Here is a 14,025-nt window from a genome sequence, read left to right as displayed (position 1 = left end):
CATTTTTGAATGTTTTTTTTCAGATTTCGTAAAATTTGATTTAAATTTGAACTATGCGTGGAATACTCATCTACATCCGTAAAATTCTCAAAAAATCTTTTGACAATATCCGAAACGAACAGCTGAAAAATAATCTTCTTCAGGCAATTCCTTTTTGGATAGGTTCGATAATTACAGGTTTTTTTGCAGTAATGTATGCGAAGATATTTGCTTGGGGAGAAAATCTCTTACATTTTATATTGAATTGGAATGATTGGATGATTTTTATTATTGCACCTATAGGTTTTGTTCTGTCTTGGTGGTTGGTAAAAGAATTTGCTCCGAATGCTAAAGGGAGCGGTATTCCGCAGGTGATGGCGGCTGTGGAATTGGCAAATCCCAAAGAACACCGTAAAATTCCTAACCTTCTGAGTCTGAAAATTATTATTTTCAAAATTATTTCTTCGGTAGTTTTGGTCATTGGAGGTGGAGCAGTCGGAAGAGAAGGTCCTACTATACAGATTGCAGGATCTATATTCAGAAAGGTGAATGAATATCTTCCCGAATGGTGGCCCAAGATTTCCAAGAAAAATATGATTATGACCGGAGCTGCGGCGGGATTGGCTGCGGCATTCAACACTCCTTTAGGCGGAATTGTTTTTGCGGTGGAAGAACTTTCGAAAACACATATCAATTATTTTAAAACAGCGCTTTTTACGGCTGTAATTATTGCAGGTTTAACTGCACAAACTTTGGCAGGTTCTTACCTTTATTTAGGATATCCTAAAACTGGCGATGTTTCTCTAATGGTGATGTTTCCTATTATTTTAGTTGCGGGAATTTCGGGGATTTTGGCAAGCCAACTTTCCGTAAGTATGCTGAAAATTAACCGTTGGAAGAAAAATAAACTCAAAACCAATAAAGCAAATGTGATTTTTTTGGTGGTTTGTGCATTAATTATTGCGTGTATCTCTTTTTTTATCAGTCAGGAAATTCTTGGATCCGGTAAAGAAATTATGGAGCGTATTCTCTTTACAGAAAACAAACATGAAGCTTGGTATGTTCCATTATTAAGAATGTTGGGATCGGCACTTTCCTTTACTTCTGGTGGAGCGGGAGGGATTTTTGCTCCGGCTTTAACGGCTGGTGCAAGTATAGGATCTGTTATTTCGGGAGTTATACATTTATCTCCTAATGAAACCAATGTGGTGGTACTTGCCGGAATGGTTGCTTTTCTTACAGGAATTACCAGAGCTCCGTTTACATCAGCTATAATTGTTTTGGAAATGACAGACAGGCATTCTCTCATTTTTCATCTGATGCTTGCCGGAATGATTTCTTCCATAGCATCAATATTAGTAAGCAGACATTCTCTTTATGATGTTCTGAAACATACTTTTCTTGCAGAACTGAGAAGCGAAGATAAATCTTAAAACTCGAATTCTATTCCGCCTAAATAAGATAAAGAGAAATCGTCATTTTCTACAGATTTTGGCTGCGGAATTTGTCCGTGGCTTACAAAAATTAAAGAATTAACCTCAAATTTAAGGTTCATTTCGTTCATTCTATTTACTAAAACAGGTAACCACTGTTCGGCAAAAGAATATTCGGCAAAATGTTGTATGCCTTCTTCAAAACCATATTCCAGTAAATCTTGGTCGAACCATACAGTATCCTGAGATTCAGCAAATTTAGAAATATAGCTGTCATCAGATTCTTCGTTAGTGTAATAATTTTCGTCTTCTTCTACGAAGTTGTAAAAATCTTCTTCAGTCTGGAAATTTCCTACCCAAAAGTCTAAAATCTGCTTATTCATAATGTTATTTAAGCATCAAAGGTAATATTTGTTGGGAGAAATACGAAATCATTATTTAACATAATTTCTTATATTTGATCTAATCATAATGGTAAACTTAGCTTAGTTAATATTAAAATTAAATCCTTTAAAATAAAAATTTATATGAATTTCCATCATGTTTCAGAAACGGAAAATAAATAAACATGATGAAATCACATTTAAATTTAAAATAAAAAATATGAAAAATGTAAATATTGCAGTTCTTGCACTTTCAGGAATTGTATTTTTAAATTCTTGTGGCGCATCCAAAAATACAGCCACTAATCAATCTAAAGAACCACAGCCTGAAGCTGTGACAGAAACCCCGAAAAAAGAGATGCCGGAAGAAGGTCTGAATCTTTCTTATATGGATAAAAGTGTTCGTCCGCAAGACGATTTTTTTAATTATGTAAACGGTAATTGGATTAAAACCACGCAAATTCCGTCAGATAAAGCCAGTTGGGGATCTTTTAATGCATTAAGAGAAAATGTAGATGATGCTTCTTTATCGATTCTGAATAAAATTTTATCAGAAAAATATGCCGATGGTTCAGAAGGTCAGAAAATTCAGAATCTGTATGCTTCTTTTATGGATATAAGCAAGAGAAATGCTGAGGGAATTACCCCTATTAAATCTGATTTAGCCAAAATTGATGCAATTAAAAATGTAAATGATCTTCAGAAATATCTTTTGGAAGCTACAAAACTGGGCGATAATTCTTTTTATGGATGGAGAGTGGGTGCAGACCTGAAAAATTCTAAAATGAATGCTGTTTACCTTGGAGGTCCGGATTTGGGATTGGGAAGAGATTATTACCAAAAAGTAAATGATGCCAATACTAAAACTTTGGCAGAATATCAGAATTATGTGTCAAAATTATTTGGAGTTTTAGGATATAAAAATGCTAATCAGGCTGCAAAAAATGTAGTAGATTTTGAAAAGCAGCTTGCCAATTATCTCTTAACTTTAGAGCAAAACAGAGATGCCAATTTAAGATACAATCCTAAAAATCTTTCTGAACTTTCAGGGTTGGTTAAAAATGTAAATCTGGCAAAATATCTTTCTGATGCAGGAGTGAAAACCGATAGGGTAATTATTGGAGAGTTAAAGTATTATCAGAATATGGATCAGTTTATCAATCAGAAAAATCTTCCTTTACTGAAAGATTACCTAAAATACCATATTATTAACGGAAATGCAAGTAATCTTGGTGATAATCTGGATACTATACGATTCGATTTTTATTCAAAATATCTTCAGGGACAAAAAGAGCAACGCTCTATGGATAAAAGAGGTTTAGCTCTTGTGAACGGCGTTTTGGGAGAAGCATTCGGGAAACTTTATGTTGATGAATATTTCAGCCCGGAATCTAAAAAACAGATGGAAATGTATATTGATTATATTTTGAAATCATTCAAAAATCACATCAATAACATGGATTGGATGTCGCCGGAAACTAAAGTGAAAGCACAAGAAAAACTGTCTAAATTTTCGGTGAAAATTGCCTATCCTGATCAGTGGAAAGATTATTCTAAACTGAAAGTAGAATCTCCTTCGCAAGGTGCAACTTTGTATTCTAATCTGCAAAATGTTTCAGCTTGGCAATACCAGAAAAGTTTGGAAAAAGTAGGTAAACCGGTAGATAAAACAGAGTGGGGAATGTCTCCTCAAACTGTTAATGCTTATTACAGTGGTTCTAATAATGAAATTGTTTTCCCAGCGGCTATTCTCCAGCCTCCGTTTTATAATCCTAAAGCTGATGCAGCGGTAAATTTTGGTGGAATTGGAGCTGTAATCGGGCACGAAATTTCTCATGGTTTTGATGATAGTGGCTCCAGATTCGATGGTGATGGAAACTTGAATAATTGGTGGACAGAGCAAGACAGAAAAAACTTTGATGCAAAAGTAAGTCAGTTGGCGGCACAATATAACGCTTACGAACCTGTAAAAGGGAGTTTTGTAAATGGTAAATTTACAAGTGGCGAAAATATTGGAGATTTGGGTGGAGTAGCGGTTGCTTACGATGCGCTTCAGATGTATCTTAAAGATCACGGAAATCCGGGATTAATAAGTGGTTACAACCAGGATCAAAGATTTTTTATGAGTTGGGCAACAGTTTGGAGAACCAAATCTACAGAACAGTATATGATGAATCAGGTAAAAACAGATCCGCACTCTCCGGGATATTTCAGAGCGTTTGGACCGTTAGTGAATCAGGATTCTTTTATGAAAGCTTTTGATATTAAACCAGGAGACAAATTGTATAAAGCTCCGGAAGAAAGAATAAAAATCTGGTAATTTTAATAAAAAATGAAGCTGTCTTGTAAAAAGGACAGCTTTTTTATTTTTTTTCTATTCTTAAAAAGAAATAACAATATCTATCTTTGCACCCTACAATTTTATTCTCATAACACTTGAAAAATAACCACGATTTGCTCCATATAGGTACAAAACTGCTCAACTGGTATTATCAAAATGCGCGAGATCTTCCTTTTAGAAAGACCAAAGATCCGTACAAGATTTGGATTTGTGAGATTGTTTTTCAGCAAACAAGAATTTTACAGGGGCTTAATCATTACAATAGATTTGTAGAAAGATTTCCAGATGTAAAAACATTGGCAGAAGCTTCAGAAGATGAGGTTTTACTGTATTGGAAAGGTTTGGGATATTATTCCAGAGCAATTAATATTCATAAAGCGGCAAAACAGATTATATCAGATTACAATGGCATTTTTCCATCTCAGTACGAAGAAATTCTGAAACTTAAAGGTATTGGAAAATATACTGCTGCTGCAGTTTCTAGTATTTGTTTTAAAGGAAAAATGCCAGCTGTTGATGGTAATTTTTACAGAGTTTTGAGTCGTATTTTTGCAGACGATTTTGATGTTTCGTCCTCTCGGGCATTTGCATATTTTTCGGAATTATCTTATAGGATCATGCCAAATAATGTTGGAGATTTTAATCAGGCAATGATGGATTTGGGTTCGGAAATCTGTAAGCCAAGAAATCCGTTGTGCGGAGATTGTCCGCTTAATGAGGATTGTATCGCATTTTCTTTACAGAAAACTTCCCAATTTCCGGTAAAAACAAAAAAAATAAAAAGCGAAAATCTGAATTTGCAATACTTTTTTGTGCATCGGGAAGAACAGTTTTTAATTCAGCAAAGAAAAGATGATTTTATCTGGAAAAAATTATTTGAATTTCCAACTGCCATTCCAGAAGTTTTACAGCAGTTCAGCAAAGGATGTAAAACTTTTCAGCATAAGCTTACCCATAAAAATTTAAGTATAGATATCTATGATGTTGAGGTAACATCCAACGAAATTTGGGATCATTTTGTTTCGGAACATGATTATTTAGTGACAGATTTAGAATCTTCCGTAAACAGATCATTTCCTAAACCTTTAGAAAACTATATTCAAAATCTGCTGAAAGACTGAAATTTGAAGTGTAAGTTAGACGAAATCAAATCTAATTTGTATTTTTGCCAAATGATAAAAAAAATCATTTTTCTTTTTGTTTCAATGCTTATTATTTCCTGCGGTAAGGAAGCATCGCCAAAGCCTTATGGTGAGCTTAGACTAGAATATCCGGCTCCGAAATATAAAAAGTTCGATCCCAACTGCAATTATTCTTTCGAAATTTCAGATTTTGCTAAGATTTATGATGCTAAAAAACCTTGTTGGTATTATCTGAATTATCCCAAAATGAAAGCAAAGATTTTTCTTACCTATTATCCTATAAATAATGACTTTGCCCAACAAATTCAGGAAACAGAAAAAATGGTTTATAAACATACCATTAAGGCAAGTTCAATAGATACCAAGTCTTTCGAATATCCGGATAGAAAAGTGTACGGCAATTTTTATGAACTGAAAGGTCAGGCTGCATCCAATTTACAGTTTTATGCTACAGACAGCACAAAACATTTTGTAACAGGATATTTATATTTCAACTCCAGACCAAAACCAGACTCTCTTGCTCCGGCAATAGATTACATCAAAAGAGATGTTATTCATCTTCTGGATACATTCGAATGGAAAAAATAAAATGAATTAAGATTAAGAAATCGCATGACGAGAAATAAAAATGCGGTGGATGATTACCTTTAAATAATATATAAAATACATATGAAACTATTAGTCGTAGGAAGCGTGGCATTTGATGCAATTGAGACGCCGTTTGGTAAGACAGATAAAATTTTAGGAGGAGCAGCAACTTATATAGGTATTACATCTTCTATTTTAGGAGTAAATTCTGGGATTGTTTCTGTAGTGGGAGGCGATTTTCCACAAGAGCACCTGGATATGTTCAACAAAAGAAACGTAAATATTGAAGGTATTGAAATCGTAAAAGATGGTAAAACCTTTTTTTGGGCAGGAAAATATCATAATGATCTCAATACCAGAGATACTTTGGCAACAGAAGTGAATGTTTTGGAAAATTTTGATCCAAAAATCCCAAATTCTATGCAGGATGCAGAGATTTTGTTGTTGGGAAATCTTCATCCCGGAGTACAGCTTTCTGTTCTTGAGAAAATGAACGCCCGTCCTAAACTTGTAATTCTTGATACCATGAATTTCTGGATGGATTCTGCGATGGATATCTTGGAGCAGATGATTGCAAAAACAGATGTAATCAGCATCAACGATGAAGAAGCAAGACAGCTTTCCGGAGAATATTCTTTGGTTAAAGCAGCTAAGAATATTCATGAAATGGGGCCTAAATTTGTCATCATTAAAAAAGGTGAGCACGGAGCACTTTTATTTCATGATAATAAGATTTTTGCGATTCCGGCACTTCCTTTAGAAGATGTTTTCGATCCTACAGGTGCAGGAGATACTTTTGCGGGTGGTTTTGCAGCTTATCTTGCTAAAAAAGGAAAATTCGATTTCGATACGATGAAGTCTGCTCTTATTGTAGGTTCTGCAATGGCATCATTTACTGTAGAAAAATTCGGTACAGAAAGATTGCAGCAGGTAACCGAAGCAGATATTACCAACAGACTTGCACAGTTTAAGGAATTAACAACTTTTAATGTAGAACTTCAGTAATATTCCTTTTTTTAAGAAATATTTATAATAAAAAATTGAGTGCAATTCGCTAAGAATTATAATTTTGCAACTTGTTTAAAAATTTGAAATGACAAATAAACTAAAAATCACTTTTCTTCTTGGAGTGTTGATGATGTTTTGTTCGCTAAACATAAATGCCCAGCTTAAAAAAGGACAGTTGGTAGATGGTATCGCAGCCGTAATTGGCGATGAAATCGTATTAGAATCTGATGTTGATGAGCAAATTAACTACGGAAAACAGCAGGGGATTGCCACAACCAACAGATGTGAATTTTTGGAACGTCTCATCAACAATAAGTTTTTGGTGTATGCCGCTAAAAAAGATACCCTTATTGAAAACCGTTCTGCAGCAATTAAAGAACAAGTAAACGCAAAATATAAGCAGTTTCTTTCTCAGTTTCCGGACGAAAAAACGATGCTTGCAGCATATAAATTCAGAACTTCGTATGAACTGAAAAATGCAATAGAAAAAATTGATACAGATCAGTATTACGGACAAGAAAAATATAAAAGAATTACCGATAAAGCAGATGTTACTCCAAACGAGGTTACCGATTTTTATAATTTATACAAGTCTCAGCTTCCGGAAGTAAAAGATGAAGTTTCTTTATCGCAGATTATGATGTATCCTGAACTTACAGAAGCTCATAAAAACGAATTAATCGACAAGCTTAAAAAAATAAAAGCAGAGATCCAAGGCGGAGAAACTTTTGAAAGTCAGGCAAGAATTTATTCTGAAGATGAGGGTTCTGCTGCAAATGGTGGTTTATATAAAAACATCAGCAAAGGACAGATGGTGAAGCCTTTTGAGGCTGCTGCTCTCAATTTGCAGGAGGGCGAAATTTCAGATCCTATAGAATCTGAATTTGGTTACCATATTATACAGTTGGTGAAGAAGTCCGGTAAAAATTACGATGCAAGACACATTCTTCTAAAGGCAATTCCGACAGACTCAGAAATGGCATCTGCGAGAAAAAAATTAGACAGCATTAGAGGGTTAATTTTAAATCAGAAAATTACGTTTAAAGATGCAGCTTTCAAATATTCGGATGATAAAAGAACGAAATTCAACGCCGGCGTTCTCTCTGGAGCTGATGGTTCCAACAAAATTGAAAGAGAAAGCCTAGCGGGAACCGTTACTTATGAACTTGCAGGTTTAAATAAAGGAGATATTACCACAGCATTTGATGATGTGATAGACCGCGACAGAAAAGTAGTTAAAATCATAAAAATTGAAGATGTAATTCCTGCCCATCATATACAACTGGAAACCGATTACGACAGGATAAAACAAATGGCTCTTAATAAAAGAAAAAACGAAATGGTAGAGAAGTATGTGAATACTAAATTGCCTACAACCTTTATTAAAATAGACAGCAGATACGATAACTGTAATTTCAGTGCCAACTGGAAAAAAGAAACAGTAAAAAAATAAATACCGAAACCTTCAGATCTTCTGAAGGTTTTTTGTTTTCAGACGTCAATAAAATTTGGTATTTTTACGCTATGAGTAACTTTATAGATTTCGGAACGGCTAAAAAGCTTCATGATATGCAGGAAAATAGTAATAGAATTACAGAACTTTTCAATATAAAATATCCTATTATTCAGGGCGGAATGATTTGGCATTCGGGATGGCGTTTGGCATCTGCAGTTTCCAATTGCGGAGGTTTGGGCTTAATTGGTTCTGCAAGTATGTATCCCGATATTTTGCGCGAAAATATTCAGAAATGTAAAAAAGCTACGAGCAAACCTTTCGGGGTTAATGTAGCATTGCTTTACCCTAATTTAGAAGAAATTATCAATATTATTTTGGAAGAGGAAGTGAAAATAGTCTTTACTTCTGCCGGAAATCCCAAAACCTTTACGGAAACTTTACAGAAAGAAGAGATTAAAGTTGCCCATGTGGTTTCATCTACAAAATTTGCGGTGAAATGTGAAGATGCAGGCGTTGATGCAATTGTCGCTGAAGGTTTTGAAGCTGGCGGACATAATGGAAGAGACGAAACAACAACACTTTGCCTTATTCCGAATGTAAAAAGAAATATTTCAAAGCCGCTAATTGCAGCAGGCGGGATAGGATTAGGCTCTCAAATGAAAGCTGCTATGATTCTCGGAGCAGACGGAGTGCAGATTGGAAGCCGTTTTGCTGCAACACAAGAGGCAAGTTCGCATAACAACTGGAAAGATAAAATTACAGAGCTTAAAGAAGGCGATACCCAACTTACATTGAAGGAACTCGCTCCTGTAAGAATGGTAAAAAATAATTTCTATAATGAACTGGAAAAAATATATGATGAAGGAAGAAATGCCGAAGCTTTGATTGCATCTTTGGGAAGAGCAAGGGCTAAAAGAGGAATGTTTGAAGGCGATATGATTGAAGGCGAACTGGAAATTGGTCAGGTTTCTGCTTTAATTGATGAAATTCTTCCGGTAGAAAAAGTTTTCGAAAATTTGATAAAAGAATTTAATGATACAAAAAATCCTGTTTTATAAAACAGGATTTTTTGTTAAAAATTAGGCTTTATTTTTTGCTTCATTCAATAAAAAAAGGAACTCAAAAGTTCCTTTTAGATTATAGTTGAGATTTTAATTCTGCCCAGCCTCCGCCGTTATAACCGTCTTTTAGACCTTGAGAGTTAAGATATTCCAAAGCTTTTCCGCTTCTGTTTCCGCTTCTGCAGAACAAAACTACCGGTCCTTCAATAGACAAGATTTCGTCTTTTCTATCTTCCACTTCTCCTAAAGGAATATTTTGTGCACCTTCTATATTTCCGTCCATTTCAAGTTCCATAGGTTCACGAACGTCGATTAATGTATATTTTCCCGTTTGTAGTACATCTGCTAATGACATAATTTTTATTTTTTGGTTAAAATTAATAATTTGAATTTCCATTCGTCTAATAATGAAAATCAAAACAAACAAATTTATAAAATAATCTTAGTTTTGCAATACGAAATCTATGAATTCAACCCCAGAAATTTATTCACAACTCATAAAAGCCAAAGCACACCGTTTTGGATTTCAGAATTGTGGAATTTCTAAAGCTGAATTTCTTGAAGATGATGCAAAAAACCTGGAGATCTGGCTGAAAAACAATTACCACGGAGAAATGAAATATATGGAAAATCATTTCGATAAAAGATTGGATCCGAGATTGTTGGTAGAAGGTTCAAAATCGGTTATTTCACTCTCTTATAATTATTTTCCCGAAGAAAAAATTTCATCGTTAGAAAATTTTAAAATTTCTAAATATGCGTATGCTGAAGATTATCACGAAGTTATAAAAGATATTCTGAGAGATTTGGTTGCTGAACTTCAGGAAGAAATTGGCGAATTTTCTTTCAGGGTTTTTGTAGATTCTGCTCCGGTTATGGAAAGAAGCTGGGCAAAAAAATCAGGAATTGGCTGGGTTGGTAAAAATGCAAATCTCATTACCAAACAAAGCGGTTCATTTTATTTTTTGGCTGAAATTATTTGCGATCTTGAGCTGGTGGCAGACCATGAAACCAAAGACCATTGCGGAACATGCAGAAAATGTATAGATGCCTGTCCTACGAATGCTATTGTTTCGGACAAAATTGTGGATGGAAGTAAATGTATTTCCTATGCAACAATAGAACTGAAAAACGAAATTCCGGATTATTTTCAGGATAAGATGGAAGATTGGATGTTTGGCTGCGATATTTGTCAGGATGTTTGTCCTTGGAATCGGTTTTCGAGTCCGAATTTGCAGCAAAAATTCAAGCCTAACAATTCGTTGTTAAATTTTAAAAAAAATGATTGGAAAGAGCTCACACAAGAACTTTTTTCAGAAATATTCAGAAAATCACCGGTAAAGCGTACAAAATTTGCTGGCTTGAAAAGAAATATAGAATTTTTAGGCAGATCTGAAGAATAAGATCGGTTAGTATACCTTAATTTTTCTGAGTTATAAATGGCAAACAGCAGGAAATTGCTAATTTTGCGTAAGTAAAATATTCACGCATTATTTTTGTATGTTTTATTAGGTGAAAAGGTACGATTATGGGTGTTTAATCTCGATGATAAACGATTTTTTAGGATGAAAGACGAAATAAAAGATACCAAGAGTTTTTTTCAGGAGCAGAGTGAGCAGTTGTATGTGTATATTTCAAATATAGCACCGGAAGGTACCGCATTTATATTTCACATTATTGTAAAGCTTACATTGCTGCTGATAATTTTCTTGCTGTTCGATTTTATATTTAAAGTCATCATCAATCAGGTATTTAGATTTTTCAGAGATGAAAACAGATTTCCGGTAATTAAATCGGTTTACGAATCTAAAATCACCAATTCTCTGGCGCATTTTACCGCTTTGGCAATAGTGGGAGGCATTCATCAGTCAATTTTTACAGGAGCTTTGAAAGATACTACGATATTTATCGTGAGAAGTGTTAATCTCGGGATGGTATTCATTCTTGCAGGTATGCTTTACAGAGCGTTAAAAGGTTTCAGATATTACTTTACCATAAAGCAGGATTATTACAAAGTGATGGCGATAAATGCTGTTTCCGAAACCATAAAAATTCTAGGAATCTTCATATTTACCATTGTTGGAATCTGTGTGATTTTCGGAATTAAAGGAACTACCATTGTAGGGAGTTTGGGAGCGATTACGGCGGTTTTGGTATTGGTTTTCAGGGATACCATTTTGGGATTCGTTACCGGGATTCATGTTGCAACCTCTAAAAGCCTGAAAGTTGGCGACTGGATCGGGATTCCTAAATACAATATTGAAGGTAATATATTGGATATAAGTCTTTTAACTACAAAGATTTTAAATTTTGATAAAACAATTTCTTCGGTTCCTACCTATGATTTATTGACAACGGAGATTAAAAATCTTCAGGTAATGTCAGAATCCAACACACGGAGAATAAAAAAATCAATTTTCTTTAATATTAATTCGTTCAAATTTTTAACCGATGAAGAAATAGAGCGTTTGAAGGACATTAATCTCATTTCTGATTATTTAGCTAAAAAAGAAGATGAAATTCATAAAGAAAAAATGGATTTGAGGAACAGTAATAAAATCATCAACGGAAGACAGCTTACCAATATTGGAGTTTTTAGATATTACGCTCAGAAATATTTAGAAAACAATCCGGATATAGTGAAAGACAACACCATAATGGTACGCCAGTTAGAAATTACCACGCAAGGACTTCCAATGGAAATTTACTGTTTTGCCAACGATTCAGAATGGAAGCGTTTCGAACAGATTCAGGCAGATATTTTCGATCATTTACTGGTGGCTTCCAAAGAATTTGATTTGCAGATTATGCAGATAGGTTTGCCGAAATAAACATAATTTGATAAATAAATTTTAAAAAAATAATACAGTTAAATATAATTTAGGATGAATTTTTCAAAGTTTGAATTGTATTCATCATCCAACACAATCATGACAAAACTAAGTGTAAACATTAATAAAATTGCTACGTTAAGAAACGCAAGAGGTGGAGAAACGCCCAGTGTAACCGAAGCTGCAGTTAAAATTCAGGAATTTGGAGCTCAAGGCATTACCATTCATCCAAGACCTGATGAAAGACACATTACCAGAAAAGATGTGTATGATCTAAAACCTTTGGTAACCACAGAATATAATATTGAAGGAAACCCTCATCGGGAATTCATTGATATGGTTCTGGAGGTAAAGCCTGAACAGGTAACTTTGGTTCCCGATGCAGATGATGCGATTACTTCTAATGCAGGTTGGGATACTAAAAAGCATCTTGATTTTCTTACAAAAATTATCTCAGAATTTAAAAATGCAGGAATCCGTACCTCTATTTTCCTTGATCCTAACCCTGAAATGGTAGAATACGCCGCAGAAGCAAGAGCAGACAGAATAGAACTATACACAGAAGCGTATGCTAAAAATTATTCGGCTAATAAAGAAGAGGCTATTAAACCGTATTATGAAACCGCTGTAAAAGCAGCAGAATTTGGTTTAGGAATTAATGCAGGGCACGATTTAAGTCTAGATAATTTAAAATATTTTGCAGACAATATCCCCAATCTTTTAGAGGTTTCCATTGGTCATGCTCTGGTTTCCGAAGCCCTATATATGGGAATGGAAAATACGGTACAGTCATATCTCAAAAGACTGGCTAAATGGTAAATGAGATACCGGATTTTAGATTTTAGGTAATCGTTTTCTAAAAAATAATCCAATGGTCATCTGAAATCTGTTGTCTGAAAATTTATATAAAAAAATATGGAAATCTTACATTCAAAAATATTTGGAGAAAATCTTTCTTCTACGCCACTTTTAGTCTTCCATGGTTTGTTTGGAATGCTGGATAACTGGGGAAGTTTCGGAAAAGAATTGGGCGAGTTTCTTCCGGTACATTTAATAGATTTAAGAAATCACGGCAGAAGTTTCCACTCAGAAAATATGTCTCATGATGATTTGGCTACCGATATTGCCAATTATATGAATCATTACAGGATAGAAAAAGTCCATGTTTTGGGACACTCTCTGGGCGGAAAAGCAGTAATGCAGTTTGCAATTAGCTATCCCGAAAAAGTGGATAAATTAATTGTAGTAGATATCGGTCCGAAAGCATATCCGCCACACCATCAGGGAATTATTAAAGCATTGGAAACCGTAAATTTCGATGAGGTAAAATCCAGAAATGAAGTAGAGCACATATTATCACAATATATTCCGGAAAAATCTACCATTCAGTTTTTGGCAAAAAATCTGTATTGGGAAGAAAATGGAGATTCTAAAAAGCTGAACTGGAGATTCAATCTGAAGACACTTTCAGAAAAATACAATCAGTTTGTATCTAATGCAATTAAATTTGGAGTTTTTAATGGTGAAGCTTTATTTATTGCCGGTGAAAAGTCCAATTATATTTTGCCGCAGGACGAATTTTCACTTAAACAGCAGTTTCCGAAAGCTCAGTTTGTGAAAATTAAAAACGCTGCACATTGGGTTCAGGCAGATAATCCTGTAGATTTTGCTACGGCTGTAAAAGAATTTTTAAAAATTTAAAGTCTGAAACTGTGCCTTTTTAATGAGGAATAAATTCAATCTAAAAATTGTATCTTTTAGCCTTTAATAATTTATATTTCCGCAAATTTGCAGAATCATTAA

The 14,025-nt window shown here is 34.4% G+C and carries 13 protein-coding genes; 11 read left to right on the top strand and 2 right to left on the bottom strand.

Annotation, left to right across the window (positions count from 1 at the left end):
- The first annotated feature begins 53 nt into the window (after positions 1 to 53).
- Complete coding sequence (locus tag MTP08_RS09410; RefSeq protein ID WP_243575790.1) at positions 54 to 1,412, top strand: chloride channel protein; 1,359 nt, start codon at positions 54 to 56, stop codon at positions 1,410 to 1,412.
- Here the strand turns inward: MTP08_RS09410 and MTP08_RS09405 are convergent.
- Positions 1,409 to 1,795 (bottom strand): immunity 22 family protein, encoded by a 387-nt coding sequence (locus tag MTP08_RS09405; protein ID WP_243575789.1) that lies wholly within the window; start codon positions 1,793 to 1,795, stop codon positions 1,409 to 1,411. The two genes, MTP08_RS09410 and MTP08_RS09405, sit on opposite strands and share 4 nt — an antisense overlap.
- Positions 1,796 to 2,015: 220 nt before the next feature.
- On the opposite strand from MTP08_RS09405, the gene MTP08_RS09400 reads away from it, so the two are divergent.
- The 6 genes from MTP08_RS09400 to MTP08_RS09375 all read left to right on the top strand — a co-directional run bounded on the left by MTP08_RS09400 (position 2,016) and on the right by MTP08_RS09375 (position 9,388).
- The gene (locus MTP08_RS09400) at positions 2,016 to 4,115 is read left to right on the top strand and encodes a M13 family metallopeptidase (protein ID WP_243575788.1); all 2,100 of its coding nucleotides are present in this window, start codon (positions 2,016 to 2,018) and stop codon (positions 4,113 to 4,115) included.
- Positions 4,116 to 4,231: 116 nt separating this feature from the next.
- On the top strand, positions 4,232 to 5,257 hold the full coding sequence (mutY, locus tag MTP08_RS09395) for an A/G-specific adenine glycosylase (protein WP_243575787.1): 1,026 nt from the start codon (positions 4,232 to 4,234) through the stop codon (positions 5,255 to 5,257).
- Positions 5,258 to 5,308: 51 nt separating this feature from the next.
- Positions 5,309 to 5,866 (top strand): gliding motility lipoprotein GldD, encoded by a 558-nt coding sequence (gene gldD, locus MTP08_RS09390; RefSeq protein WP_243575786.1) that lies wholly within the window; start codon positions 5,309 to 5,311, stop codon positions 5,864 to 5,866.
- A gap of 81 nt (positions 5,867 to 5,947) precedes the next feature.
- The gene (locus tag MTP08_RS09385; protein ID WP_243575785.1) at positions 5,948 to 6,871 is read left to right on the top strand and encodes a PfkB family carbohydrate kinase; all 924 of its coding nucleotides are present in this window, start codon (positions 5,948 to 5,950) and stop codon (positions 6,869 to 6,871) included.
- An 88-nt stretch (positions 6,872 to 6,959) separates the two neighbouring features.
- Positions 6,960 to 8,327: a peptidylprolyl isomerase gene (locus MTP08_RS09380; RefSeq protein ID WP_243575784.1), complete on the top strand. Its 1,368-nt coding sequence runs from the start codon at positions 6,960 to 6,962 to the stop codon at positions 8,325 to 8,327.
- Between the two features lie 116 nt (positions 8,328 to 8,443).
- Positions 8,444 to 9,388 carry an NAD(P)H-dependent flavin oxidoreductase gene (locus MTP08_RS09375; protein ID WP_243577748.1) on the top strand — a complete coding sequence of 315 codons (945 nt, stop codon included), beginning with the start codon at positions 8,444 to 8,446 and terminating at the stop codon, positions 9,386 to 9,388.
- 79 nt (positions 9,389 to 9,467) lie between these two features.
- Here MTP08_RS09375 and MTP08_RS09370 read toward each other — a convergent pair whose 3' ends face one another.
- A complete protein-coding gene (locus MTP08_RS09370; protein ID WP_209389964.1) occupies positions 9,468 to 9,746 on the bottom strand; it encodes a rhodanese-like domain-containing protein in 279 nt (92 codons plus the stop codon).
- A gap of 109 nt (positions 9,747 to 9,855) precedes the next feature.
- On the opposite strand from MTP08_RS09370, the gene queG reads away from it, so the two are divergent.
- From queG to MTP08_RS09350, 4 genes are all read left to right on the top strand, one after another.
- Complete coding sequence (queG, locus tag MTP08_RS09365) at positions 9,856 to 10,794, top strand: tRNA epoxyqueuosine(34) reductase QueG (RefSeq protein ID WP_243575783.1); 939 nt, start codon at positions 9,856 to 9,858, stop codon at positions 10,792 to 10,794.
- Between the two features lie 162 nt (positions 10,795 to 10,956).
- Positions 10,957 to 12,222: a mechanosensitive ion channel family protein gene (locus MTP08_RS09360; protein WP_243575782.1), complete on the top strand. Its 1,266-nt coding sequence runs from the start codon at positions 10,957 to 10,959 to the stop codon at positions 12,220 to 12,222.
- A 99-nt stretch (positions 12,223 to 12,321) separates the two neighbouring features.
- A complete protein-coding gene (locus MTP08_RS09355) occupies positions 12,322 to 13,041 on the top strand; it encodes a pyridoxine 5'-phosphate synthase (protein WP_243575780.1) in 720 nt (239 codons plus the stop codon).
- A gap of 96 nt (positions 13,042 to 13,137) precedes the next feature.
- A complete protein-coding gene (locus tag MTP08_RS09350; RefSeq protein WP_243575779.1) occupies positions 13,138 to 13,923 on the top strand; it encodes an alpha/beta fold hydrolase in 786 nt (261 codons plus the stop codon).
- Positions 13,924 to 14,025 lie beyond the last annotated feature (102 nt).

It is taken from the genome of Chryseobacterium oryzae, assembly GCF_022811665.1.
GTDB classification, from domain to species: Bacteria; Bacteroidota; Bacteroidia; order Flavobacteriales; family Weeksellaceae; genus Chryseobacterium; species Chryseobacterium oryzae.
This window is presented reverse-complemented; position numbering and strand designations above follow the sequence as displayed.

Bases quoted from the DNA above. Each gene is read 5' to 3' on its own strand.
- queG (WP_243575783.1), top strand. From the start codon at position 9,856: ATGAATTCAACCCCAGAAATTTATTCACAACTCATAAAAGCCAAAGCA.
- MTP08_RS09405 (WP_243575789.1), bottom strand. From the start codon at position 1,795: ATGAATAAGCAGATTTTAGACTTTTGGGTAGGAAATTTCCAGACTGAA.
- MTP08_RS09380 (WP_243575784.1), top strand. From the start codon at position 6,960: ATGACAAATAAACTAAAAATCACTTTTCTTCTTGGAGTGTTGATGATG.
- MTP08_RS09400 (WP_243575788.1), top strand. From the start codon at position 2,016: ATGAAAAATGTAAATATTGCAGTTCTTGCACTTTCAGGAATTGTATTT.
- MTP08_RS09385 (WP_243575785.1), top strand. From the start codon at position 5,948: ATGAAACTATTAGTCGTAGGAAGCGTGGCATTTGATGCAATTGAGACG.
- MTP08_RS09375 (WP_243577748.1), top strand. From the start codon at position 8,444: ATGCAGGAAAATAGTAATAGAATTACAGAACTTTTCAATATAAAATAT.
- MTP08_RS09355 (WP_243575780.1), top strand. From the start codon at position 12,322: ATGACAAAACTAAGTGTAAACATTAATAAAATTGCTACGTTAAGAAAC.
- MTP08_RS09370 (WP_209389964.1), bottom strand. From the start codon at position 9,746: ATGTCATTAGCAGATGTACTACAAACGGGAAAATATACATTAATCGAC.
- MTP08_RS09410 (WP_243575790.1), top strand. From the start codon at position 54: ATGCGTGGAATACTCATCTACATCCGTAAAATTCTCAAAAAATCTTTT.
- MTP08_RS09360 (WP_243575782.1), top strand. From the start codon at position 10,957: ATGAAAGACGAAATAAAAGATACCAAGAGTTTTTTTCAGGAGCAGAGT.
- MTP08_RS09350 (WP_243575779.1), top strand. From the start codon at position 13,138: ATGGAAATCTTACATTCAAAAATATTTGGAGAAAATCTTTCTTCTACG.
- gldD (WP_243575786.1), top strand. From the start codon at position 5,309: ATGATAAAAAAAATCATTTTTCTTTTTGTTTCAATGCTTATTATTTCC.